The organism is Flavobacterium psychrotolerans, from assembly GCF_003097635.1.
GTDB lineage: Bacteria > Bacteroidota > Bacteroidia > Flavobacteriales > Flavobacteriaceae > Flavobacterium > Flavobacterium psychrotolerans.
The window spans coordinates 17,280-42,135 of the sequence record NZ_QCZI01000017.1; the positions used below are offsets into that span (position 1 = coordinate 17,280).

Genomic DNA, 24,856 nt, shown 5'->3' on the forward strand with positions numbered 1-24,856 from the left:
TATGGAATTAAAATTCTGGGGTCTCTTTTTTAATTTTTCCATCTCCCAATAGCAAAGACACTGTTTTTAAGCTTTCGGTTCGGTCGGCAATTAATTTTAAGATACTAATGAACGGAATGAATATGATCATTCCGGCTCCACCCCATAAAATGCCACCAACAATTACCATAATTATAATTGCCAAAGTATTTATTTTTAAACGACTACCTACTGCAAATGGGAATATAATATAGGCTTCTAACGCTTGAACAATGGAAAAAACTGCTATAACACCAAGTGGATACCAAATGGAATTAAACGTAATCCATGAAACGGCAATTGGCAAAAGAGAAGATGTCATAATTCCGATATAGGGAATAAAGGTTAATATGGACGCTATAAATCCAAACAAAATGGGGTGGGGAACACCTATAATGGCGAGTCCGATACTATTTAAAATCCCGACAATCAAATAAACGATGACCATTCCTTTGATGAAATTATAATAAGCCTGAATGGTTTCAAGCAGAATTTCGTGGATGATTCCTTTTCTGTCTGAAGGGAAAAATTGATATAAAGCATTCACCAACATTTGACGGTGGAATAGGATAAGGGCAGAAAAAACAGGAATCATCAACAGATAAAATAGAGATTCAGAAAAGGAATAGGCTGTGCTTTGCAATATTGAAATAGCTTGCATTCCGGAGTTGTTGACGGAATTTTTAAGAAATGTCAGTTGCCTTTCAGAACTTACGCCAAATTGCTCCGTCAGAAAAGCACTTAATTGAGATAGGGATTCTAAAAGCTTTATTTCGAGCATCTGCCATTCCTGCAAAAATTCAGTCACTTGCTTAAACAATAAATATATAATGGTGCCGAAAAAAAGAGTTACAAAAAAAAGAGAAATAAAGATGCTAACGCCTCGGCCTATTCCTTTTTGTTCCATCCATTTGCAAATAGGGTATAGAATGAAGCTAATAAGCATGGCAAAACTTAAAGGAATAAAAAGCGTTTTTCCGAAGTAAAGTATCAAGGAGAGAAGTACGGTATACTGAAGTATCTTAAGCGCAGAAAATTTGTTATTTGAAATTTGTACCATGATATTTTCCGAATTTTAAATAAATCTACTATAAATATAAAAAATTATCTCCTAAGTTACAGTTAACTGTTTGTTTTTCAGAATAAAAAACATATTGTATACGGCATAAATGACTCTTTTTATGGTATTAAAAAGCTTAACTTCTATGTCTCTTAAAAAACCAAACTTTTAATAAGTCTGCCGTAAGAATATAACTTGCCACAATAACCAGCATTATGCCTAAATTAAGGAGCGGCAAGGGAGTTAGTCCCACTTGGTCTGCAAAAGGAACATAAGGAAGCGTCAGGGTTAAAAATAATCCTAAAATGCTCAAAATGAAAAGATATTTTCCGGGCTGGCTTTTGAAGAAATTTTTATGGGTTCTAATGATAAATAGTATGAATAACTCAGTAAGTATTGATTCTACAAACCAAGCCGTTTGGAAGGCCGATTCTTTTACTTTTAAGACATATAGAAGCGTCAGAAAGGTAATCACATCAAAAATGGAACTGTGTATCCCGAAAATAACCATGTAGTTTCGGATGAGTTTCAAATTCCATTTGCCGGGTCTTTCTAGCTGTTCTTGGTCAACATTGTCGGAAGCTATGGTAAGATAGGGAAAATCCGTAATGAAATTGGTCAGCAAAATTTGCTTTGGTAACATCGGAAGAAACGGCAGAATTAAAGAAGCAATAGCTACACTAAACATATTGCCAAAAGTGGATCCTGTATTTATGAAAATGTATTTCAGGGTATTTGCAAAAGTTTTTCGCCCTTCCTTAATACCGTCCACCACCACCATCAAATCTTTTTCCATCAAAACAAAATCAGCGGCCTCACGGGCCACATCAACAGCGTTTTCTACAGATATTCCAACATCTGCCGCGCTAATAGCCGATACATCGTTAATGCCATCACCCATATAAGCAACAGTGTATATTTTTCGCAATGCTTGTATGATGTGCTCTTTTTGTTGGGGTTCTACTTCGGCAAAAATATGCGTTTTCCGTACCAAATGTTTCAATGCTTCTGGACTCACGCTGAAAAGTTCTTGTCCTGTCATAACCACAGGATCACTAATTCCGATATTTAATGCAATAGATTTTGCCACATTTTTATTGTCTCCCGATATTATTTTCAGGTGAACTTGTAGCTTTTTCAATTCGGATATAGTTTCTGTAATGCCAGCTTTAACAGGATCTTGCAGCAAAATGAAGCCTGCAAAAATCATATCATTTTCGTCTTCTTTTGAAATGGCATTAGCATCAATATTCTTGTAGCAAATTCCTATAGATCGCAGTCCATCAATACCGAATTGCTCGTATTTTTTTGCGATTTCCTCTTTATGGACGACAATATTCTCTAAGGTTCCGTTACTTAATCTTATTTTGTTGCAAATGGATACGATTTGATTATAAGCTCCTTTACTAATCAGCAATTTATCCTTGTCGGCTGCAACGGCAATACTAATTCGCTTGCGGATGAAATCATAAGGAATCTCTCCAAACTTGGTGGCTTTCATTTTTGTTTCTATTATAAGATGTCTTAGGGCTTCATCAATGGGGTTGGCATAACCCGTTTCGAATTTTGCATTCCAATAAGCCAGTTCTTTCACAAATTCATTTTCAACTCCTAAACCATCCACCGTTCCCGCCACTTTAATAGAGCCTTCGGTAATGGTTCCCGTTTTGTCGGTACATAATAAATTTACTTCCCCTAAATTCTGAATAGAAGCCAGCTTTTTAACAATAACCTTTTTGTTCAACATTCGTTTAGCCCCAGCACTCATGGCAATGGTGGTAATGGCGGGAAGCAATTCGGGTGCCATTCCTACGGCTAAAGCCAATGCGAATAAAGCAGATTCAATGACGCTTTTGTGATTGAGTAAATTCACTACCAGAATGAAGAGCGAAAGCACCAAGGTGATTTTCATCAGGAAAAAACCAAAGTCTTTGATCCCTTTTTCAAATGTGGTTTCTACCGTGGTGGAAGCACTTTTGGCGATACTACCAAAAATAGTATTTTCTCCAGTATTAATGACCAAAGCTTTTGCGGTGCCACTAACAATATTAGTTCCTTCCCAAAGGCAATTGGTTCTTTTAGATAGTTCGATATTGGAATCTAAAACACCAGCTTGTTTCGCAGTGGGATAGGATTCTCCCGTTAAGCTGGCTTCGTTGGCATGCAATTCATTAGATTCAAGAATCAGGCAGTCAGCCGGTAACATATCGCCCGCTTTCAATACAAGAATATCACCCGATACAATTTCTAACGAAAAAATTTCCTGCTCCTGACCATCTCTCACAACTTTACTTTTCAAGGCAATCATGGATTGTAATTTTTCAACAAATCGGCTTGCATTTCTTTCCTGAAAAAAGCTGAGCAAGCCCGTCGACAAAACAATAAAGAGTATAATAAACACGTCTGACGTGTCTCCCAGAAAAGCCGACAACAAAACGGCACCAATAAGGAGTAACATTAATGGACTTTTGAATTGTCCTAAGAAAAGGGAGGTATCTCTTCTAAAAACGGACTTGGTTTTTTTTAAATGCCCTGATTGACTGAGAATTTTGTCAACAGCTGTTTTAGACAACCCTTTATTGGAACTGTTTAGTTTTTGAAACCAATAGGCGGTATCAAATTGCCAAAAATTGACTGTTGGTGAGGTTTGCATAAGATGAATTTATAATAGATTATGAAATCCAGCCATCGAGATGAAAACAAATGTTTATATACCCAAATTTACAAATAAATTAGTAAATAAATTTTCAATAAGTGAATCTATATTTCACATTTTTAATTGGTTAATTCTCAACTACCGCCGTCAATAATGTCACTATTCGTCAGAGCATTCTTTTGTAAAATAAAAAAAAAACAGGATTTTACTCCTGTCTTTTTGTGGTATTTGCAATCTGAATTTTGAGAATTTTATTTTTAGGCAACAATATTAATCACAACGGTTTGGTTATAATAACGATCTTTTTGAAATAAATTATCATAAGAAAATATTTTTAAATCCTTATCAAAAGTATTTACTTCAAATATCACATCGGTTCTACCGGATTTCAATAAAATTTTTTCAATAATGGTTTTCACTTCATTTGCTGAAACCAAAGACAAATTTTGATTTTGTTCTCCAATAGTATTGTTGTGACCGTTAATAATAACCGTTCCTTCAATAGGAATTTTGGCAGTTATAATAGCGGTAAGATATTTTTCATAAATAATTTTATTTTGTTTTTTAATGCGTATCGGTCTTTCTTGTTTAGTTATAAAGAGCTCTTTTTCTTCAGGGGTGAATTTTGATTCACTGGAATTTATTTCAAAAATGTTAGCCGTAATTTCTATCGAATCCGCTATGGAATGTTTCTTTGAAACCTCAACTTTTTTTGATGTTTTCATGTATGATTTCCTTAAATAGTTTTTTATAAAAGTGTAGGTAAAAAACAATAGTATTAATTATTTATAACATTTAAAGGTCATTTTTTTTTAAAACAAATGAATTATACAATTTTAGAATTAAGTTATATAATTCGCATAATTTTACGATTTGAATTTTTAGGTATATTTATAAAAAAAAGGCTGTCATTTAAGACAACCCTTCTCTCAACATACAAAAAAACCTAATTAATATTGTTTTAAATTTCATTATTTTCTTTTTGCAAGAACTAAGTTTTTATGAGTTCTTAGGCATGAAAAATATTTCTAATAAAAAGAATTCATCATTTTCTAAAGCGTTTGCAAAGCATGCATTATCGAGAAAAAATTTATTTTTCCGAGATTTTTTATAGTACTTATATATTTTTCAACATCAGAAGATATCATTCTTTCCGCATCAGTAAAAAACGGGATATTCTCATTTAATTCTTTAATGGATTTTATAGAATCTTTAAAAACGTTTTTTGTGTTTTCTTCCAGAATTATTTTGGTTGTTTTGCCCACTCTGCAATTACTATCGTTTGTTGCAGCTGTTAAGATTTCTAATTTTTTCATTTCCATTTTTGAATTTATTAAGGTTGATTCCCTAGTTAATTAGCTTAAATATCGCCTTAATATCCATGCCGTTGTTTCATGCTGTTCCATTAATTTTGTTAAAAAATCGATAGTTCCTGCATCTTTATTTTCATCAGCACAGCTTTCAATGTCTTTACGTAGCTGAATTACAACAGTTTCATGATCGCCCAACAATTCCTGAATCATTTCTTTTTGACATGGATACTGATTTGAAGTTTCTTTGATGATGGTTAACTCCGTAAATTCTTTCATTGTACCAATGGTTTTTTCGCCTAATTTATTGATGCGTTCCGCTATTTCATCAATGGATACTTCCATTTGGTTGTATTGGGCTTCAAATAATTTATGGAGTTCCATAAAACTTTCGCCGGATACATTCCAATGAAATTTTCTTGTTTTAACGTATAAAGTCATTTCATTTGCTAAAGTAGAAGAAAGAATTGAGATGCTTTTTTTTAAATGTTCCTCTGATATTCCAATTTGTGGTTTCATAATTTTCGAATTGTATTTATTTTAGATTCTTCCAATGAATTTTTCTGAATTCGTATCTTTTAGTTTATAAGAAAAGAAGGGTTTAAATAAAAATTTGATACTGCAAAGATGGGAAACAGTTTGAGGTTTAATGTTACATAACTTTTTAAAGGAGTTACAATATTATCACTTTTTATGATTTGGCATCTTTATTTCAGCTTGTCTATATTGCTATTTAAAATGACCTTTTTACAAAAGCGCTATTGATGATTTGTAATAAAATAGTTATATATTAGCAAATGAAAAGGATGATATCTGACAGATATATAACGAGTTGGAGAACTGTATGAATCAAAATTCTGTAAAAAAATAATTAAAAAAAATCAAGATTTAAAATATGGATAATGAATTAATAGTTGAGAAAAGTTGGTGGAAAAGAAATTGGAAATGGTTAATACTAACTTTAACAATAATCTTTTTGTTTCTATTTGGGTTAATTTTGAGTTCAAGTATCGACGGAAATATAACTGATATTGCTCAAGCGTATTCTGACACTGCACTTTATGAAAAAGCAATTGAAAAAGCAAAAACTAATCAAAGAGTTCTCGAAGTTATTGGAGAAATAGAACCGATTGATAAATTAGCACTTTTTGAAGGAAATGCAATTTATTCAAACGACAATAATTCAGTTGAATTATCCGTAAGAATAAAGGGAAGCAAAGGAAAAGGAAAAATGGATATTATAGCTGATAAAAATGGATCAGAATGGGGATATAAAAAAATAAACATAAGAGTTAAAGATCCCAAAGAAGAAATCCAAATTTTAAAAGCTACAATAGAGAAAAAAAATAGTGAAAATTCAAAAAAAAATAGGCTAATTCAGTCTTAAAACAAAACCTTCCGACAATGAAACTCTAATTATAAACAGTAACACAAATCTAAACATAATAACGACTATGACTGAAAAATTCTTAAAAGCAAAGCATTGGCAATTATTCTTATTAACCTTTGGAATACCAATGCTTTTTCAAGTGGTACTGATGATAGCTATGTTTGCAAATATCGGTAATGGAAATAATTCTGACGTTTCATTCCTGTTTAATTATATGATGTTTTTTCCAATAATCATGATTCTTCTCCTAGCAACACAATTTGGTTGGTTTTGGTCTATGGCTATTGGACTACAGAGTAAAGTTCCCGAAAATGTAAAAATGAAAGTCAAAAAATTTAAAATATTCTTTTTTATTCCGTTGATATATTTAATTCTGATTTCAATATTTATTGGCGTGGCCGCTAGTGGAATGATGGAAAGCGGAAAAGCCCCAAGCGTTGGATTAATCATAAGTCTTGTTGTAATTATAATACCATTACATTTATTTTCAATGTTTTGCATTTTCTATTCATTATATTTTGTAGCAAAAACATACAAAACTGTTGAATTACAGCGTCAAGTGAGTTTTTCTGATTTTGCAGGAGAGTTTTTAATGATTTGGTTTTACCCAATAGGAATATGGATTATCCAGCCGAAAATTAACAAAATGATTGAAAATTAAAGTATTACAGTTAATATTAACTCAAATATCTTCGTACTACCCAAGCCATGGTTTCGTGGTTTTCCATCAATCCCGTTAAGAAATCGGCTGTACCAGCATCACCAATTTTTTTGGTACATACCTCAATATCGTTTCGCAGTTGAAAAATAACGGTTTCATGATCTTCTAATAATTCTCTAAGCATTTCTGCTTGGGAAGGATACTTGCCTGGGGATTCCAAAAGAATGGTTAAACCAGAGAATTCTTCCATGGTTCCAATGGTATTTCCTCCTAATTTACTGACACGTTCCGCTATTTCGTCTATAGATTCTTCCAGTTGTTTGTACTGGCTTTCAAATAATTTGTGGAGTTCCATAAAGCTCTCGCCGGACACGTTCCAATGAAATTTTCTGAGTTTGATATACAAAGTCATTTCATTTGCTAAAATGGAAGAAAGATAGGAAATACTTTCTTTTAAATGCTCTTCTGTAATTCCAATTTGTGGTTTCATAATTTCCTGAATTTAAATTTAAATCTACATAAATTTACGAAAAAATATTCGTAAGTTCCTTGTATTCAATGGGTAATAATTATATAAATGATTCTTAAAATTCATTAATGTGGAGTAGGGGAATCTAAATAATTTTGATTTATTTTTTTGAGTCGTTTTTTTTAGCCTCTTTATTTTTTTTCCTGAAATAGCCTTTCAATAAAAAATTGTGTCGAACTGCCTCCAAATCTTCATTCAGTTTTTCGGAACTGCTTTCTAAGTTTTTTATGGTTTTTTTCAAATTGGAACCTGCTTCCTCATCGTGCAACAAAATGCCAATTGTCGTGTTACGATTGCCACTGGTTTCTTTGAGATTATTCACAAATACATTGGCCGTTTCGGTCATTTGATGCAATTGCAAAACCGATTTTTTAATCGAACTGTAAACAATCGTGTCTGTTACCAATTCATTGGCAAGAGTACCTTTTTTATTCAGTTTTGAGCTGAAATCATTAAGGGAATGTATCAATTTTTGTGCTTTTGCGGAAGCGTCGTTGAGCGATACCGCCACAGAATTGATGTTATTGTATAAGGTATTGTCGTTCAATAATTTCCCTACTGTTCCCTCGCTTGTAGTCATTTTTTTGATTATCGATTTGAAATCCGTTGTGATGGCCAAAAGGTTTTCATTGTTTTTCTGTAGAGTAGTCAAAATGGTTTCTGTAGAAAATGAATTTTCAACAACTAAAGTGTCTCCTTCCTGCACGGCTTTAGATTTTTCAGTGCCACCATAAATAACGATGACTTTATTTCCTATAAGTCCATCGGTGCTTATTTTGACCTTGGCATCTTTATGAATATAGTTTTGGGCTTTTCTTTCAACATTTAAACGGACCAAAACATGGGTTTTGTTGTCGATGTTGATGCTGCCCACCGTTCCTATTTTGACACCAGAAAACCAAACATTAGCACCTTTTTGTAACCCATTCACATTATCAAATGAGGAAATGAGCTGCATTTTTCTTCTGAACGTTTCGTGCAAATCACCCACCATAAGAATTCCAGCAATTAGAAATACCAGTCCCAATAAAATAAAGAAGCCTACAATTACAGCGCGTTTATTTGATGATTCGTTCATGAGATTTATTGAATAAAATTATAGGCAAAAAACTTTTTTATTTGTTCCTCATCAGTGTTTAAAACTTCTTCAAATGTTCCTATTTTTAAAAAAGCCCCATCTATCAACATGGCAAGGCGGTCACAGGTATGCTTCGCACAGGTAAGATCGTGAGTAATGATAACTGAACTGGTTTTATATCGCTCTTGAACTTCAATGATGAGCGTATTGATTTCGGCACACGTAATGGGATCCAAACCAGATGTGGGTTCGTCGTAGAGCATTATTTCGGGCTTCAGAATCAAAGTGCGGGCAATACCCAGCCTCTTGCGTTGCCCCCCAGAAAGGTCAGCGGGAAGCTCGTCTATTTTATCTTCAAGGCCTACTGCTTCCAAGGCTTCTTCCACGGCGGTGTCCACTTGCTTTTGGGTTAGATTTTTCACATTCATGATTAACGGAAAAGCCAAATTTTTATAAACGCTCATACTGTCATACAAGGCACTGCTTTGAAATGAAAATCCCATGTGCAATCGAAGTTCATCCAGTTCTTTTCCGCTTATTTTATCAACGGTTTTCCCTAGCACCGTTACTTCCCCTTTATCGGGTTTTAATAAACCCGCAATGATTTTTATTAATACCGATTTTCCCGAACCGGATTTGCCAAGTACTGCCACATTTTCACCTCTGTAAACAGTTAAGTTCACGTTTTTTAAAACCTCCAGTTCATCAAAGGATTTATACAATCTGTTAATTTTTATAACCGTTTCTTCTTTGTTTACACTATTTTGTTTTTTGCCTTTTTCCATGATCAGAAATATCGAATCCAATTGACAACTTGTACAATTATAACTTCTTCAAAGAAGATTGCAAATATGGCAAGTACTACCGCCTGATTGGTTGCCTTACCAACGCCCCGGGTTCCTTGTGTGGCAAAATAGCCTTTGTAACAGCCTATAATCCCAATGGTAAACCCATAAACAATGGATTTGGTTACTGATGAAAAAATGTCTAGAAATGAAATATTTGAAAAAGCATTTTTATAGAAGATTTCAAAACTGGTGGCTTCTTGGTTATGAACATTATAAAACGAACCTATCAATCCTACAAAACTGCAATATAGTGCCAGTATGGGTATGGAAATTGTTGTGGCGATTACCCGGGTTACTACCAAGTATTTAAAGGGGTTGATTGCGGAGACTTCCATCGCCTCAATTTGCTCGGTTACTTTCATGGAACCCAGTTCGGCACTAATGCTGGACCCCACTTTTCCGGCGCAAATAAGTGCCGTTACCAGTGGTCCCAAAGCCCTCACGATGGCGATGCCAATTAAGGAAGGGAGCCAGGAAACCGCCCCGAAATTTTCCAGCGATGGGCGTGATTGTTTTGTAAAAACCACTCCTACAATAAAGGCGGTCAGCGTTATTAAGGACAGCGATTTTAATCCAATCTCGAAACATTGATTGATGATTTCTCGCCAGTGAAAAGGAAGTACAAAGGCTTCTTTAAAAAAACGAATGGTAAACTGATAGCCCTTATAAACACCTTCCAGATAGGAATCGATTCCTTTTGAAAAAAAATATTTCTTTGAGTCGATAGTATTCATTTTAGGGAAGTTTCTATTAAATTACCACTCTGTCTCATTATTCGTTCATATAAAAATCTCTTTAAAGACGGATTAATTTCCACCAAAAAGCAGTATAAATTTACAAAAATAAGTTACACGATTGACGCTTGTTTCGATTATATTACATTTTAATTCAGTAGTTTATGGTATTTTTTTGTAATTTGTATGTCATTAAATTAATTAAAAAAGAATGGCTCTTTTAACGCTTATTCGGCATGGACAGTCCATCTACAATTTAGAGAACCGTTTTACGGGATATCTGGATGTGGCGCTCACCCCTTTTGGGGAACAAGAAGCGAAACAGGCAGGAGCAAAATTGAAAGGGTATAAGTTTTCAATTGCCTATACTTCTATGCTCAAAAGGGCACAGGATTCCTTGAGGATAATTTTAGAAGAAATAGAGCAAACCGATATCCCGGTTATAAAAAACGAAGCTTTAAACGAAAGAATGTACGGAAGCTTGCAAGGGCTAAATAAAGCAGAAACTGCAGAAAAATATGGCGCCAATCAGGTTGAAATCTGGAGGAGAAGTTATAAAACTCACCCGCCGGATGGAGAAAGCCTAGAAGATACTTACAAAAGAACCGTTCCGTATTACAGACAAGAAATCGAGCCAAAGCTAAAAGCCGGAAAAAATGTTTTGATAGTCGCCCACGGCAATTGTCTCAGGGCATTGATGATGTATTTGGAAAACATTAGCCCGACGACCATAGCGAAAGTGAACATTCCTACGGGAACCCCAAGACTTTATAATTTAGATAATAACTTAAGGATAGTTAGTGTAAAGTATTTGTAAATAAATGATTATGCTAAATTAATTTCTTTAGATAGGTAGATTTCTTGCACGGCGTTTATAAGTTCTACGCCTTCGACAAAGGGTTGCTGGAAGGCTTTTCGTCCCATAATCATTCCGGCTCCTCCGGCACGTTTGTTTATTACGGCGGTTTTTATGGCCTCCGCCAAATCGGTTTTGCCTTTTGATTCCCCGCCTGAATTGATCATTCCAATGCGCCCAGAATAACAATTCATCACTTGATAGCGGCATAAATCTATGGGATGGTCACTGGCTAATTTGGTGTACATATCAGGATTAGTTTTGGCAAATTTGATAGCAGTAAAACCTCCATTGCAAGTTGGCAACTTTTGTTTGATGATATCTGCTTGAATGGAAACACCCAAATAATTGGCTTGTCCTGTAATATCAGCTGCAGTATTGTAGTCGATTCCGTCTTTTATAAAGGCATCATTTCTGGAATAGCACCAAAGAATAGTGGCCATGCCTAAATGATGTGCCTCTTCAAAAGCCCTTGAAACTTCCATAATCTGCCTGTCTGATTCGGCGGAGCCAAAGTAAACGGTAGCTCCAACAGCCACTGCACCCATATTCCAAGCGTTTCGCACGCTACCAAACATAATTTGATCGTGTTTATTAGGATAAGTCAACAGTTCGTTGTGATTGATTTTGACCACAAATGGAATTTTATGCGCATATTTCCGCGAAAGCATCGCCAAGCCACCCATGGTAGAGGCCACAGCATTACAACCCGCTTCGATGGCCAATTTCACAATGTTTTCCGGATCAAAATAAATGGGGTTTGGAGCAAATGAACTCCCTGCAGTATGCTCAATGCCTTGGTCTACAGGTAAAATAGATAGGTACCCCGTTCCCGAAAGCCGACCATGTTGGTAAAGTTGAGTCAGACTCCGAATAGTTTGCCCGTTTCGATTGCTTTGCAGAAAATGAGAGTCAATATGAAAAGGAGTAGGGACATGAATTTGATCTTTTGAAATGGTTTCACAAACATGATTTAATAAGGAGTCTTTATCACTGCCTAATAGGTTTAACAATTGAGTTAGATCTTCCATTTTAGGGTTGTTTTTAGAATATTCGGAGCTGTATTAAATATTTTGTAAAACTTTATGGGGCGGATAATCAGTATATCCTTTTTCATCGGCGGTATAAAATAAATCCATATTAAGATCTTCTGATAGTGGCCAGTTATTTTTAAATCTTTCCACCAAATCGGGATTATTGATGAACGGTCGTCCAAAAGCCACCAGATCTGTAAGTCTGCTTTCAATTACCGCTTCGGCACTTTCTTTGTCATATCCCCCGCAAAGGATCAAGGTATTTTTGAAATTTTGCCGAATCATTTTTTTGATTTCCAAAGGAACAGGGGGTGCTCCCATGGCAGAATGATCCACAAGATGAATATAAGCAATGTCCAGTTTGTTGAGTTCTTTAGACAAATAATCATAGGTTTCATCTATTTCGGGGTAGTGCGGCATATCACTGGCAACTCCATAAGGGGATAAACGAATGCCTGTTTTTTCTTTTCCAATTGCATTTGCAACGGCAGCAACGACTTCGATTACAAAACGGCATCGGTTTTCAATACTTCCTCCATAACTATCGGTTCGGGTGTTGCTTACCGGTGAAAGGAATTCTTCTAATAAATAGCCATTTGCGGAATGCAATTCGACACCGTCAAATCCTGCAAATAAAGCATTTTCTGCTGCGGCAACATATTCTGTTCGGGCATGTAAAATTTCTTGTGGAGTCATTTCTTTAGGAACAACAAAGTCTTGTAACCCTTTTATGTCGGTCCACATTTGTCCCGCCGCTTTTACTGCAGATGGAGCAAGAATATGGGCATCTTTATGCATGTTTAAGGGGTGACTAATTCTTCCGGAGTGCATTAACTGAACAATTATTTTACCTCCGTTACTATGGACTGCTGTTGTTATTTTTTTCCAACCTTTTACCTGGAGTTCACTGAATATCCCTGGAATTCTGGCATATCCAAGACCGTTAGGGGATGGTGACGTCCCTTCAGTTATGATTAATCCAGCGTTGGAACGCTGATTGTAATATTCCATCATCAGTTCATTAGGAACATTATCAATTGCTCTGCATCGGGTCATTGGCGCCATCACAATTCTATTTTTTATTTCGATGACACCCACTTTTTTTGAAGTGAATAATTCGTAAGTTTTCATGTTTTCTCTGTCTTAAAAGTTCATATAAAGTTAATTATATTTAATGACTTACGGATTTAAAATGGTAATAAAAATAATGTATTGCTCGCTAAATAAGCATTATACCATTTTAAAATCACATTTTTTTAGTTAGTATTATCAATGTAGGTTCCCACTAAACAATGCGTCAATTGCAAAATGGTGCTATGAAATGAAGAAGTGTTTTTTTGTCACTCAAACAGGAATAGAGGTAAATGAAGTTTACAGACAATGTATCTCCTATTGCATAGCAATAGCAATATTGAGCAATAATTGTATTAGAATGTGAAGGGCAGAATACTACTTTATGATTCGTCCTTTGTTGTACGAATCAAGTTGATTCCGGAAACGAAAAAAACGATACCAAGAACACCGAAAATGATGATCGATTTAATAACACTTGTTTGGGCTGATGCACCAGAAAATAATACTGCGGTATAGATAAGGCCACCAATACCAAGGGCAGTGAGTAATGCCCCAAAGATTCTTTTTAGATTCATAATTTTTATTTTAAGATTTGTTCGTGTAAAATTGATTTGAGAACTTATTTGTTTTAAGGTCTAATTTATTGGATAATGAATACATGACATGAATTGTTCTAACCCTTTTAGGGATGTTATAATTGTATTCAAATGTATTTTAATTGTCTCTTAAAAGAGTTATAGAATTGCCAATAAAAGTTATATCATTCACACCTTGAGCATCGGGGAATTTGTAGTTTTACGAAAAGGCTATTTTGGTTATTTGAAATTTAAATAACACCGGAAATACAAATAATCTCTAAATAATTGGAATTATTTTCACGGTGTAGATTGCATTAGAATAATATATTGTTTAGATTCAAAACAGATTGGTATCTTCAGAATTGCTATTGGTATAAAGTGGAAATTTCCGACGCCGTAGCATAATTTTTTTTCGTTTTGTCTGAAGCAGTCGAAAAGTATGTTTTTCGATTTACGGCCGTGAAATTTCCTATTTGGCTATTAAATTTGTTACTAATACCCTTGATGTTGAAATGAATAGATTGGATATCGGTAGTTTTAAGTTTGTTTATCTCTGTGCTTGAAAATGTATAATAAGAAATGATTTGATTTCCAATATTTTCCCGAATTCCTTTGTCAGAACATGTAATGATGCTATTGTCAATCAAGTAAACATAAACGGTTCCTGCAATAGTAAACGATGGGTTAGTAGTTTCGACGGCTAATTTTAATACTCCGCCTTTTTCCGTTTTTGCAATTTGAATGTTGGCAAGACCCGATAAAGCATAATTTTCGCAAATAAAATTCCAAGAGCTGGTAGCGGGATATTGTTTTAAACCTTTTATAATAATTTGTTCCTGACTCGTTGCAGAAATTGTGACTATAAACAATAGAAAAATCAGGACTTTAAGATTCATGAATACAGATTTATTATTGTAAGTTATTTGTTGGTAAACGTATCTACCCAATCAAATGATTTTATGGCTGAAACCTGATTTTTTTCGTTTAAAAATATCCGAAGTTCTTTATTGGCTATTTTCTTTTCATATAGAGCTTTATAACGAAAAATGACGTTCTTATCCTCGTTATTCTTAAAAGCTTCTACCAATTGGAGGTCTTTAAAATCGCCATATTTTAATCGGAATTTCAAACAGGTTTTGGTCAATCGATCTTGGGTCATATTCTTAATTACGGATGGTGTTGCTTCACTTGAATTAAAAGGTTTGAACTTGGATATGTTGCAAGTCATCAATACCCGTTTTCCTATTTCTAAAGTCTTACTTTTTTGTTTTTCATCTATTAGGGAGAGGGTCAATTTTATAATATTTGCTTCGATTGGCTTTTGAATCACATTTTTCGATTTGCATCCTAGTAGCATCAACAAACTTAAAAGGAAAATAACTCTTTTCATCTTTTATACTATTTATTTATAATACTTGGTTTTGATTCGGGTTATCTTTAAAAATCAATTCCGAATCACTTAATTTCCTAACGTACTAGTTGTAAACAATATTGTTTCAATTTTTTTCAATTAACATTTGGAGTTGTATTTTAACCAAAGTTTATGATTTTTTTTGGGGAAATCTAGATGGATTTGGATTTCAATTTTATGCAAACATTATTTTAGTACAAACTCGGGTTTTGATTTGGGTTTGCTTCATTCATCATGGCATAGACTTTTTTATAAATATCTTCTATTAGCAACTTCTTTTACTGCTTGGAATTAATCTAAGATATAATAATTTGCAATCTATAAATTATATCAAAGTCTTTTTTAGTTTAATTTTTTATCAATTTAAACGATTGGTTTCCAGTTTCTCCAATCTTTATAAAATAAATTCCAGAGGACAATGAGTTTAAATAAACTTTTGTAGTTTCTCCAATTAATTTACCAGATAATAATCTTTGGCCAATTGAATTTAGAATAACATACGCTGAATTTAATTCGTCATTTTTGTTCTCAATTACAATGAAATCATTTGAAGGGTTTGGATAAATCGAAATAGTATTGGCTATCTCATTTTCATTGATACCTAAACCGAAGCATAAACCATTCACCAGCCCAGGAGTTGTCCTTTGGGAATAATTTCCGTTTCCTAGCTGTCCCGCCCCATTACTTCCCCATGACCAGACAGTATCATCATCTTTTAATGCAAGAGAATACTCGCCACCCCCAGAAATCTGCACAATATTTGTCAGGGAACTTACTTGTACAGGAATATTGCTGTTTATTTTGCTTCCAATACCAAGCTGTCCACTATTATTTCTTCCCCAAGACCATACTGTACCGTTACCTTTCAATGCAAGAAAGAAATTATTTCCGGCAGAAATACTAGTGATGCCACTAAGAGAAGTAATCTGGATGGGGATATTGCTTGATGTGAAATTTCCATTTCCTAATTCGCCATTGTAATTACTTCCAAATGACCAAACAGTGCCGTCGCTTTTTAGAACAATAGAGCTATCGGATGATAAAGCTATAGCTGTAACATTCGTCAGTGAATTTATTTGCAAGGGAGTAAGAGTATAAATGTTGTCTCCTTTGCCCAATTGTCCAAATAAATTATCTCCCCATCCCCAAACCGTACCGTTATTTTTAATAGCAAAGCAGTGTTCTCCACCTACTGCAATGGCAGTGATACCTGTGAGGGTATTAACCTGACCAGGCGTGTTGGTAGAGACGGAGGTTCCATTTCCGAGTTGGCCATTAGTGTTAGTGCCCCAAGCCCAAACTGTACCATCATTTTTGAGTGCAAGTGAGCTGCTTGCCGAAGGCGAAGCTGCCCCGGCAATTACTCCAGAGGGTATTATTATTTGTGGGCTATTGGTATCAGTATTGGTTCCGTTACCAAGAGTACCGGAATAATTAGAGCCCCAAGACCAAAGCGACCCGTCATTTTTCAATGCCGTATTCCATCCCCAGCCTCCATAAACGGCCGTAACTCCATCAATAGTGTTCACCGAAACCGGTATTGTGGAATCTGTTGCAGCACCGTTGGTTCCATTTCCAAGCTGTCCATAAACGTTTTGTCCCCATGCCATTACACTGCCAGTTCCACAAATGAAGAGCCCGTGGGCAGCTGCGCCAATAATTCTTTTGGTTGTTTGTGTTTGCAAAGGAGCTCCCACTGATACTGAAATCCAGCTGTAACCACCCACGCCGCAATCATTGGCCGTGCTTACTGATATGGAGCCTCCTCCTTCATTTCCGACCACAACAGTGATAGAATTGGTAGTAGAATTTCCCGACCAATCGCCGGGTAAGGTCCAGGTATAGCTCGTTGCACCAGGGACTAAAGCAACAGTATAAGTCTCGGTGGCACCTTGGTTGACCGTTGTGTTTCCGGTAATTTCACCAGGCTGTTCAGGTGCACAAGCAGAGCCATATATCCACAATTCCATTCCATAAAACCAATTGGTGGCGCTAAAAAATAAATTGGTATTTACAGGTGTTGAATCGGTTGCAAAAGCATTTTGTCCGGGATGAATATTTGAAATTTGTACGGTTCCTGCTGCAGTTCCGTCACTTTTCCATAATTCGGATGAGGTAAAAGTCAGAACGTTGTTGAAATTTTGTAAATCTCTGATTGGATATGCGAAACTACTCACGAAATTTGTACCCAATGTTGTCCCGTCACTTTTCCATAATTCGTACAACAGACTTACATTATTTTGAGTGTAAAAAAACAAGGTTCCGTTTACAGCAATCATCGCAGGATTATCATATATATTCATTTCGGGAGTGCTGTTCGGAATCTGTTTTACTAGTTGGGTTCCCGTTGCTGTACCATCGCTTTTCCAGAACTCTTTATTGTTTGATGAATTGACGAAGGTAAAATAAAGTCGATTATTATAACTCGTAAAGTCTGCTAATTGACTATCAGAAGCTCCGGCAGTAATGTTTTTTACCAAGGTTGTCCCTGCAGTCGTTCCATTAGTTTTCCATAATTCAAGACCATTGACGCTTTCGGTTGCAGTGAAATATATAGTGCCGTTTACTTCTAAAAAGATTTTCCCTAAATTGTATTCCATCGGACTCACATTTTTCACTAGCACGGTTCCGGCCGTGAAGCCGTCGCTTTTCCATAATGATTTTCCGTTTATCCCGTCATCTACTGCAAAAAACAAAGTGCCGTTGATATTTGTCGATACTGAAGGAGGAACCGGAGTTATCTGATTTGAAGGATATATGTCTTTTATCAAAGACGTACCAGCAACAGTTCCGTCTGTTTTCCATAATTCTATTCCTGTGGCAGGGTCTTGACAATCAAAAACCAATATACCATTTAAATTTTCCAGATTGAAGATGACAGGAGAGCTTTTTACTATAGTTGTGCCAATGGCTGTTCCGTCACTTTTCCAAAGGGCTTCTGCAAAAGAAAAATACAATATCCCGTTTACGTTTGTAAAATCCCCGGCTCCTTGACCGGTTGACGATGAAATTGTTTTGACAGCCACAGTACCTGAGACTGTACCATTGCTTTTCCAGAGCGTCATATCTATACTGGAGCCCCCGGTACTTTGATACACAACAAAAAACAAGACCCCATTTACATTAGTAAGGCCACTGGGACTGCCGTTACCCATCCCCGGATCTATATCTTTTAATAAGACTGTGGTTTGGCTATACGTTGCAGCATGTGCCATAACAAACAATAAAAATATAAGTTTTTTCATAAGTTTTTGTTTTAAAAATCTGTAAATACTTTTTAGGCTTATATTTTTAAAAAGAAATTGGTTTCTAATACAAACTCGGGTACTGATTTGGGCTTGCTTCACTCACCATGGCATAGACTTTTTCATAAATATCTTCGATGGAAGGTTTTGAAAAATAATCCCCATCCGTTCCATAAGCTGGCCGATGAGGTTTTGATGCCAACGTTTGAGGTTTACTGTCTAGATAATCATATCCGTTTTGAACTTCAAGAATTTGTTGTAAAATATAGGCAGATGCGCCACCTGGGACATCTTCGTCAATAACCAGCAAACGATTGGTTTTCATTACGCTTTTCGCAATATCATGATTGATGTCAAAGGGCAATAGGGATTGGATATCGATGATTTCACAATTAATACCAATCTCCAAAAGTTCACTTGCGGCTTGCTCCACCAAACGCAACGTAGATCCGTATGAAACTAATGTAATGGAGTCTCCCTCCAGTATGGTTTCTACCACTCCGATTGGGGTTTTGAATTCACCCAAATTGGCTGGCATTTTTTCTTTAAAACGATACCCGTTTAGACATTCCACCACTAATGCGGGTTCGTCAGATTCTAACAAGGTGTTATAAAAACCAGCGGCTTTTGTCATGTTTCGGGGTACTAAAACATGAATTCCACGAAGTGCGTTGATTATCATTCCCATTGGTGAACCAGAATGCCAAATACCTTCTAAACGATGGCCTCGTGTACGAATGATTAAAGGGGCTTTTTGTTTTCCATGAGATCTGTACTGTAAAGTGGCCAAATCATCACTCAAAATTTGTATGGCATATAATAGATAATCCAAGTACTGAATTTCGGCAATTGGTCGTAGCCCTCGCATTGCCATGCCAATTCCTTGGCCTATTATGGAGGCCTCCCGTATGCCTACATCGGCAACACGAAGAATTCCGTATTTTTTCTGCATGCCTTCAAGCCCTTGGTTTACATCACCTATATTTCCGGCATCTTCGCCAAAAATTAACGCTTGTGGATATTTGGTGAAAATAACGTCAAAATTGTCTCGTAAAATCACGCGAGCATCTGCATCTTCGGCATCTTCTTCATAAGCGGGCAGTACTTCTTTTACGGAAAGAGCGGTATTATTTGATTGAGAAAACAGGTGAGAACTGAATTTGGGCTGAATCTTATTGGTATAGTCGGCAATCCATTTTGAAAGTTCTGTTTTGCAATTTTCGGTTACCACCATTCGTAAAACTTTACGAGCAGTCATGATGATATCTTTACGAATTGGTTCTTTTATGGAATTTAAATCAGAAGCATATTTTTGGATAAATACTTTATTTACGGATGTGGTTGCTATTTTTTCCAGCAATTCCACAAGCGCTGTTTTTTCGTTTTTGAAAGGAGTAACAAAGGCTTCCCAAGCCGCTTTTTTTCCATCAAGGACAACTTTTTTTGCTTTGGTTTCTATTTCATTTATTTCCTCTTCTGTTGCAATACCATTAGAAATCATCCATGATCTCATTTGTTTGATACAGTCAAAATTGCGTTCCCATTCCAAACGCTCCGCATTTTTATATCGTTCATGGGATCCCGAAGTAGAATGTCCTTGGGGTTGCGTTAATTCACTTACATGTATTAAAACGGGGATGTGTTCGTCGCGGGCAATTTTAGCCGCCTTTTCATATGTAGCTACCAAATCGGCATAATCCCAACCCTTTACCTTAAGAATTTCGAATCCGTTTGACCCTTTGTCACGTTGAAATCCGCTTAATATTTCTGAAATGCTTTCCTTGGTGGTTTGGTATCTGGCGTGAACCGAAATCCCGTATTCGTCATCCCAAACGCTCATAACCATCGGCACTTGTAAAACTCCGGCAGCATTTAGGGTTTCAAAAAATATTCCTTCGGAAGTACTGGCATTTCCAATGGTTCCCCATGCAATTTCATTCCCACCAACCGAGAAGTTTGAGGAGTCAATTCCTTCCACATTACGGTATATTTTTGATGCTTGAGCCAAACCCAACAATCGGGGCATTTGCGCTGCTGTAGGCGAAATATCGGCACTAGAATTTTTTTGTTTGGTTAAGTTTTTCCAGGAGCCATCATCGTTTAAACTATGTGTTTGAAAATGTCCACCCATTTGTCTACCGGCAGACATTGGGTCATGATTAACATCGGCATGACCGTATAAACCTGCAAAAAATTGTTGAACAGTAATTTGGCCAATCGCCATCATGAACGTTTGATCTCTGTAATATCCCGAACGGAAATCGCCATTTTTAAAGGCTTTTGCCATGGCTAACTGTGGTACTTCTTTTCCGTCACCAAAAATCCCGAATTTTGCTTTTCCCGTAAGGACTTCGCGTCTTCCTAAAAGGCTACATTCTCTGCTTGTAATGGCAATTTTATAATCATTTAATACTTCTGTTTTGAAATCTTCAAATGTCAGTGTCGCATTGGTTTCCGCCTGTATCATAAAATTAGAATTATAGCTTTATGAAACAAATTTAATTAAAAAGTAATTGTATTCATAATACAAAGTGAAATATATGTTTTAATTATCATCAAGCAAAGTCGCTATAAAGGCTAATTATTTGTGTATAATTCATTTAAAAATCTTTTATTTTTGTAAAAGTGTAATATTTGGTATTTTTTTTGGGGTTTTAAAACCATTTTCTGGTAAAAAGGTTAAGCAGTGTATTGGGACTCATAGTCACTACAAATCGTATTTTTTCTGGGTATTTCGTATGTGAAATTTCCCATCCATTATTTGAATATACAGGGAAGTAAAGTTCAAAATAATCGGTAACCAGGTTCAAGCGAATGCCACTATCGTAAACAAATTTTTCACTTTCATTTTTGTTTTTCAGAAATCCTAAATCTCCATATATTTCTACCCAATTCCAAACATTAAAACTCGCATTGGTTGTAACCATCCATTGGTTTGCAGAAGCAGGAATCAGCTTGGATTTAAAACCACCTTCGGCAAGAATAAATTGTTGGCTAAAAAAACCTGATGTTTCAGATCTTCCAAAGAAATTGTATTCAAAAAGATAATCTTTTGGTCGGTCTAATCCAAAATCATAAGCATTACTTAAATTTTTATTATAGATAAAAGTTCCTGTATATAATCTCAAATTTATTTGACGATTATTGTCGAATAATTTCCGGTATTGTATTTCGCCTGCTATTTTTCCGAAACCACTTGACAGTTGTAAATCATTTCTAAAATTGAGATGGTTTGTAATTTCTGTTCTGGTGTTGTAATATTTTGCATTGAAAACAGAGTATTTTTCGCCTGTATCATTGATGATTTTTGAAGGTTCTTTGTTTACGATATTATATCTAAAAAAAAAGCCCTGTCTTCTATTGTCTCTTAAATTCCATTCCCTCATTGACATGGTAACAGTTGGGTTGATTTTAAAATAAGCAGCATCTGGTGCGTAATGAAAATAAGATCCGTTCATGGAATATCGAACATTATAGAGTAATCCGTCTCTATAATTTTGATTCACGGCAAGGGAATAATTTCCTACAAGCGTTTTCGTATTTGGGGAATACATGGGATTAATGTCAAACGTAAACGGTTTGTCAAGAATGGTTTTATTGTGAAGTCTCAAACCTGGGGAAAGCCCATCATAAAAATTATAATCAAACGTAGGGACATACAACACTTGGTTGTAATAAGGGTCTTCCAAATCTTTCATAAAGGCGAATTTTATGGGGCGATTGGTAGTAGAAAAACCTTTTAATGATTTCCAGTTGTTTCTTAAATTGTATTCGGGAACCTCGTTTTTGTAATTGATGACTATTTTTTCGGCATCTTTTCGATCAAAGGTAAAAGTACTATCTGTTCTAATATTTTCTAACCATTTTTTGAAAACAATTTCTCCTTTTTTTATCCCATAAATGGGAATTGGTACGGTTGCCCCAGTTTTGTTTTTGATATTAAAAGTGATGCTGTCTTTAGTTTTTGCTAAAGCGTTAAATTTATAATCAATTATAGCCCTGGAATTTATAATTGTTTCAAAAAACCAATCAATGTTTTTATTGGCATTATTTTTAAGAAGTGCTTCAAAAGTTGTTCTAGAGGTCTGTTCATGGGTATTTATAGCATAAAATTGCTTAATGGAATTTGTCACAATAGCATCATCCAAGTAATTATCTAAGTATTTTAAACTTAAGCCCGCTCTATATTTTGAGGCTATTTTTTCATTGAAACGGATTAAACTGTCTTTAGATTCACTCAACGGTTGGTCTAAGTTTTTTCGAGCCATTAGCATGTAATAGTAGCTGTACTGTTCATTAAAATCCAGATTGATAATGTTGAAGCTTTTTAATATTTTTAGTTTGGCTAAATTGCCCATCATCTTGCTGTCGGGATGATTTTCCTCGATGTATTTCATCATAGCATAGACCTGAATTCCATCAAAAATCCAATTGTCTTTTCTGGCATCCAAATTCAAACTGTTCTTCAAATAATTGTTTAGATAGGTTTTTAGGAATTTAAGTTCATACAGAAATTCGTCAGAAAACGGACTGATAAATGCGGGTAGTTGGTTTAAGCCGTAAAACGGATTTCGGTCATAGTCAACTTCGGAAACACTAATTTTTTCATGTGGGTAGGGGCCAATTTTCGAGCTGACGTAAGTTACAATTCGGTCGATAATTATTGCTTTTTGTATTTCATTTAATCTATTATCTTTTAGGTTTGTAATGACTTCAACTAAACCATTTTTATAACTAAAAAAACTTGATTTTGGTTCCAAAAACAAACTAAAATCAAGCCGATTTTTTCCTGAAAAGGTATAAATCGTATTTTCTTTATTTTTTGATTTTGAGATTTCATTCAAATCGGAACTCAATTCAAAACTTGCAGGTATTTTTACTTCTAAATCAATATCTGAAATGGCATTGGCAATATCATCTAAGTTGGCATTGCTGTATTTTATAAAGGAATGATTTTCGAAACGGGCAGGGGTAAGATACCAGTTTTTCAGGTTCATTTCCCCATTGCTTCCATAACCATATTTCGTAAACTTGTCGCTGGGAATTTTTACGACATAGGTGAGGGATAGTTTTATTTTTTGATTGGGAGCTAACTTGGTATTTAAAAATAATTCAATTAAATCGGGATTCTCGTCTGTTCTATTCCAATTTAAAAAGGATTTATTTTCATCAATTATCGTGATATTCCCAGTGTTTCCTCTTTCGGAATCTTTTGCCAAATGAAAGTTTCTGATAAATTCATCTGAAAATCGTTTGGCCAAGAGAGAATTTCTGGTAGAATATGCGTTATTCCAATCATTTAAAACGATTGAGGATAAAGTGTCTGTAGATTCATTAAAAAAAGTTAATTCCTGAAAAACATTAATTGTTTTTTTTTCGGCATTAACCGCAACAGTCATTTTGGAATGATGTTGTGCATATTGTTTGGTCGTGACTGACAAAACAAGGATAGAAAGCACGATTTTAAATACGGATTTCAATTGTTTAATTTGCAAATTAATATAAACTTCTTTTTGGCCTAAAAAAAAATACTTCCGTAAAGGAAGCATTTTTTCTTAAAAATTAGGGCTTAAATTGTATTTTTTGTAGAAACTATCAAGAGCCTCAACGACCTCATCTTCAGTATCCACAATTTTAAATAAATTTAGGTCTTCTATGTTTACTGTCTTTTCTTGTTCAATCAAAACGGTTTTAATCCAATCAATTAGTCCTGCCCAAAAACTAGAACCGACAAGTATTATGGGAAACTTCCCAATTTTTTTAGTCTGAATTAAAGTTAACGCTTCAAACATTTCGTCTAAAGTTCCAAAACCACCCGGCATCACCACAAATCCCTGAGAATATTTCACAAAAATAACCTTCCGAACAAAGAAATAGTCAAAATTCAAATTTTTATCCTTATCGATGTATGGATTGTAATGTTGTTCAAAAGGCAACTCGATATTCAGTCCTACTGAGGTTCCTCCTCCAAGATGAGCCCCTTTATTACCCGCTTCCATAATTCCGGGTCCGCCACCTGTAATCACTCCATATCCCGCTTTACTAATTTTATAGGCTATTTTTTCGGCCAATAAATAGTATTTCTCGTCCGGTTTTATTCTTGCCGATCCAAAAATAGTAACACATGGACCAATGCGCGCCATGGTTTCATAACCGTTAACAAACTCGGACATGATTTTAAAAATCGCCCAGCTGTCATTGGTTCTTATTTCATTCCATGTTTTTTGTTTTAATTTATCTTGGATTACTTTATCCTCGTCATTGTCAAAATCTTTTAATCTCATTTTCTTTAAATCTAAATTTTTAATTTTTTCTGGATTCATTTCCAGATATTCATTTTAATCTGCTATTTCAATTTAGCATTTGAAAAAACA

21 protein-coding genes are annotated in these 24,856 nt (G+C 35.1%); 3 read left to right on the forward strand and 18 right to left on the reverse strand.

The window, feature by feature from the left end; all coding sequences use genetic code 11:
• Positions 1 to 7 precede the first annotated feature (7 nt).
• The 5 genes from DB895_RS12005 to DB895_RS12025 form a co-directional block, all read right to left on the reverse strand.
• The gene (locus DB895_RS12005; RefSeq protein ID WP_116725609.1) at positions 8 to 1,078 is read right to left on the reverse strand and encodes an AI-2E family transporter; all 1,071 of its coding nucleotides are present in this window, start codon (positions 1,076 to 1,078) and stop codon (positions 8 to 10) included.
• A 136-nt stretch (positions 1,079 to 1,214) separates the two neighbouring features.
• Positions 1,215 to 3,731 carry a magnesium-translocating P-type ATPase gene (mgtA, locus tag DB895_RS12010; protein ID WP_116725610.1) on the reverse strand — a complete coding sequence of 839 codons (2,517 nt, stop codon included), beginning with the start codon at positions 3,729 to 3,731 and terminating at the stop codon, positions 1,215 to 1,217.
• A 260-nt stretch (positions 3,732 to 3,991) separates the two neighbouring features.
• On the reverse strand, positions 3,992 to 4,459 hold the full coding sequence (locus tag DB895_RS12015; protein WP_116725611.1) for a hypothetical protein: 468 nt from the start codon (positions 4,457 to 4,459) through the stop codon (positions 3,992 to 3,994).
• 327 nt (positions 4,460 to 4,786) lie between these two features.
• Positions 4,787 to 5,050, reverse strand: coding sequence for a hypothetical protein (locus DB895_RS12020; RefSeq protein ID WP_133242674.1), 264 nt, complete (start codon positions 5,048 to 5,050; stop codon positions 4,787 to 4,789).
• A 39-nt stretch (positions 5,051 to 5,089) separates the two neighbouring features.
• Positions 5,090 to 5,563 carry a Dps family protein gene (locus DB895_RS12025; RefSeq protein WP_116725613.1) on the reverse strand — a complete coding sequence of 158 codons (474 nt, stop codon included), beginning with the start codon at positions 5,561 to 5,563 and terminating at the stop codon, positions 5,090 to 5,092.
• A 376-nt stretch (positions 5,564 to 5,939) separates the two neighbouring features.
• On the opposite strand from DB895_RS12025, the gene DB895_RS12030 reads away from it, so the two are divergent.
• Together DB895_RS12030 and DB895_RS12035 are read left to right on the forward strand one after the other, a co-directional pair.
• A complete protein-coding gene (locus DB895_RS12030; protein WP_116725614.1) occupies positions 5,940 to 6,431 on the forward strand; it encodes a cytochrome c oxidase assembly factor Coa1 family protein in 492 nt (163 codons plus the stop codon).
• A 67-nt stretch (positions 6,432 to 6,498) separates the two neighbouring features.
• Positions 6,499 to 7,095 carry a hypothetical protein gene (locus DB895_RS12035; RefSeq protein ID WP_116725615.1) on the forward strand — a complete coding sequence of 199 codons (597 nt, stop codon included), beginning with the start codon at positions 6,499 to 6,501 and terminating at the stop codon, positions 7,093 to 7,095.
• Between the two features lie 16 nt (positions 7,096 to 7,111).
• Here the strand turns inward: DB895_RS12035 and DB895_RS12040 are convergent, their stop codons facing one another.
• The 4 genes from DB895_RS12040 to DB895_RS12055 form a co-directional block, all read right to left on the reverse strand.
• Positions 7,112 to 7,585 carry a Dps family protein gene (locus DB895_RS12040; RefSeq protein WP_116725616.1) on the reverse strand — a complete coding sequence of 158 codons (474 nt, stop codon included), beginning with the start codon at positions 7,583 to 7,585 and terminating at the stop codon, positions 7,112 to 7,114.
• A gap of 139 nt (positions 7,586 to 7,724) precedes the next feature.
• On the reverse strand, positions 7,725 to 8,702 hold the full coding sequence (locus tag DB895_RS12045) for an MlaD family protein (protein WP_116725617.1): 978 nt from the start codon (positions 8,700 to 8,702) through the stop codon (positions 7,725 to 7,727).
• A gap of 5 nt (positions 8,703 to 8,707) precedes the next feature.
• Positions 8,708 to 9,487 (reverse strand): ABC transporter ATP-binding protein, encoded by a 780-nt coding sequence (locus tag DB895_RS12050; protein WP_116725618.1) that lies wholly within the window; start codon positions 9,485 to 9,487, stop codon positions 8,708 to 8,710.
• Between the two features lie 2 nt (positions 9,488 to 9,489).
• The gene (locus DB895_RS12055; protein WP_116725619.1) at positions 9,490 to 10,284 is read right to left on the reverse strand and encodes an MlaE family ABC transporter permease; all 795 of its coding nucleotides are present in this window, start codon (positions 10,282 to 10,284) and stop codon (positions 9,490 to 9,492) included.
• A gap of 211 nt (positions 10,285 to 10,495) precedes the next feature.
• On the opposite strand from DB895_RS12055, the gene DB895_RS12060 reads away from it, so the two are divergent.
• Complete coding sequence (locus tag DB895_RS12060; RefSeq protein ID WP_116725620.1) at positions 10,496 to 11,101, forward strand: 2,3-bisphosphoglycerate-dependent phosphoglycerate mutase; 606 nt, start codon at positions 10,496 to 10,498, stop codon at positions 11,099 to 11,101.
• Between the two features lie 8 nt (positions 11,102 to 11,109).
• On the opposite strand, the gene DB895_RS12065 is transcribed toward DB895_RS12060, so the two are convergent.
• From DB895_RS12065 to DB895_RS12110, 9 genes are all read right to left on the reverse strand, one after another.
• The gene (locus tag DB895_RS12065) at positions 11,110 to 12,171 is read right to left on the reverse strand and encodes a class I fructose-bisphosphate aldolase (RefSeq protein WP_116725621.1); all 1,062 of its coding nucleotides are present in this window, start codon (positions 12,169 to 12,171) and stop codon (positions 11,110 to 11,112) included.
• Positions 12,172 to 12,204: 33 nt separating this feature from the next.
• Complete coding sequence (locus tag DB895_RS12070; RefSeq protein ID WP_116725622.1) at positions 12,205 to 13,305, reverse strand: alkene reductase; 1,101 nt, start codon at positions 13,303 to 13,305, stop codon at positions 12,205 to 12,207.
• 323 nt (positions 13,306 to 13,628) lie between these two features.
• Positions 13,629 to 13,823, reverse strand: coding sequence for a hypothetical protein (locus DB895_RS12075; protein ID WP_116725623.1), 195 nt, complete (start codon positions 13,821 to 13,823; stop codon positions 13,629 to 13,631).
• Positions 13,824 to 14,191: 368 nt separating this feature from the next.
• Positions 14,192 to 14,722, reverse strand: coding sequence for a hypothetical protein (locus tag DB895_RS12080; RefSeq protein ID WP_116725624.1), 531 nt, complete (start codon positions 14,720 to 14,722; stop codon positions 14,192 to 14,194).
• 23 nt (positions 14,723 to 14,745) lie between these two features.
• Positions 14,746 to 15,216, reverse strand: a complete 471-nt coding sequence (locus DB895_RS12085; protein WP_116725625.1) for a hypothetical protein — start codon at positions 15,214 to 15,216, stop codon at positions 14,746 to 14,748.
• A 368-nt stretch (positions 15,217 to 15,584) separates the two neighbouring features.
• Positions 15,585 to 18,482, reverse strand: a complete 2,898-nt coding sequence (locus DB895_RS12095; protein WP_116725627.1) for an RCC1 domain-containing protein — start codon at positions 18,480 to 18,482, stop codon at positions 15,585 to 15,587.
• A 64-nt stretch (positions 18,483 to 18,546) separates the two neighbouring features.
• Complete coding sequence (locus DB895_RS12100) at positions 18,547 to 20,949, reverse strand: alpha-ketoacid dehydrogenase subunit alpha/beta (protein WP_116725628.1); 2,403 nt, start codon at positions 20,947 to 20,949, stop codon at positions 18,547 to 18,549.
• 187 nt (positions 20,950 to 21,136) lie between these two features.
• Positions 21,137 to 23,962, reverse strand: coding sequence for a gluzincin family metallopeptidase (locus DB895_RS12105; protein ID WP_317046173.1), 2,826 nt, complete (start codon positions 23,960 to 23,962; stop codon positions 21,137 to 21,139).
• A gap of 75 nt (positions 23,963 to 24,037) precedes the next feature.
• Positions 24,038 to 24,766: an LOG family protein gene (locus DB895_RS12110; RefSeq protein ID WP_116725656.1), complete on the reverse strand. Its 729-nt coding sequence runs from the start codon at positions 24,764 to 24,766 to the stop codon at positions 24,038 to 24,040.
• Positions 24,767 to 24,856 lie beyond the last annotated feature (90 nt).